General features: G+C 30.9%; 2 protein-coding genes. One reads left to right on the forward strand and one right to left on the reverse strand.

The window, feature by feature from the left end:
• Positions 1–406: recombinase family protein (locus AB0N16_RS41815; RefSeq protein ID WP_365806040.1), on the forward strand; the 406-nt coding region annotated here is incomplete at its 5' end.
• A gap of 139 nt (positions 407–545) precedes the next feature.
• On the opposite strand, the gene AB0N16_RS41820 is transcribed toward AB0N16_RS41815, so the two are convergent.
• The coding region (locus AB0N16_RS41820) for a hypothetical protein (protein ID WP_365806041.1) at positions 546–1,339 on the reverse strand (794 nt) is incomplete at its 5' end.

The following is a 1,339-nucleotide window of genomic DNA, read 5'->3' on the forward strand; positions in this document are numbered from 1 at the left end:
CGAATTTTCTCGTCCTGGAGACACGATCGTTGTTTGGCGGTTAGATCGATTAGGTAGAAATATGGAGGACCTCATTAATATTGTTAATTCTTTTAATAATAAGGGGGTAAGTTTTCATAGTCTACAAGAAAATATTACAATGGATAAATCAAGTTCGACTGGACAATTGATGTTTCATTTATTTGCGGCCTTTGCGGAATTTGAGCGAAACCTTATTTTAGAACGTTCTGCCGCTGGTAGAGAAGCCGCACGTGCAAGAGGAAGGCTTGGAGGAAGACCTGAGAAATTTTCAGAGAAAGACATAATGCTTCTTAAAACCTTGGTAGAAAGTGGTACGCCAATTAAGTCGATTGCGGATTCTTGGGGAGTGTCAAGAACAACGATTTATAGGTATATAAATAAATGAAAATTTTCTCAATCTCCTTATCCCTTACTAGAAGCCTAGTATTGATTAACCGTTCTTTTAATCGTTGTAAATATTTAAAAGCTCCTTTAGTTTCATAAAGGAGCTTTTATTATTAAATTAGAAGCTATTTTTTACTAAGTTATTTATTGGTTTTTACAACTATCATTCCAATTTTTTCATAAATCTTTTTATAATTATTTAGTACCATGAAGAAGCAAAATGTGATTACAAACACTAAAATACCTGGAAGTATATTATATCTTATGAGTAAATTAATTGAGCTACTCCCAAGTCCAATGTTTCCACAAATACTATAAGCTGTGAAAATCCCTGCAACCAAAGAAATTGGTAAGCGAAACTTAGGAAATAATAGATAGTTTCCTTTCTCCTCTAAACTTAATCTTTGATAGAAATATTGAGCAGAAAAATAGAAGAGAAAAGTAGTTAGTATAACAAATCCATCTAATATCAGCCAATGTGAATAGGTATCAAATCGGACAAAAAATGATTGATAATAAATTCCATCATTTTTATTATTGAAAATATTGTTGAAGACATTGTTCAAGATATCTAAAATATTTTGCTTTATCAACTCTAATCCAAAGACAAAGCCGATCAAAGATAAGGCGCCTGTAATCCCCTGTCCCAAAATAGTCCCAGAAAAAAAACCTAAAAAATAGTAACAAATGGCAACTAATAAGATGCAAAATTGGTAGAAAATAATTTTATCTAGAGGATAATTAATATATTGGTGAGGAATGCGACTATAAAGAATGACTAAATTAATGCTAACAGCAGTAATTGCCATTAATAATAAAGGAATTAACGACGTCAATATACTGCTTTTTAAAATTTGTTTTCTTTTATACCCAGACGAAAATAAAATCTGTAAAAAATTTGTCTTGTAATTTAAGAAGGATACTAAAAATCCAG

It is taken from the genome of Streptomyces sp. NPDC051105, assembly GCF_040682795.1.
Lineage (GTDB): Bacteria > Actinomycetota > Actinomycetes > Streptomycetales > Streptomycetaceae > Streptomyces.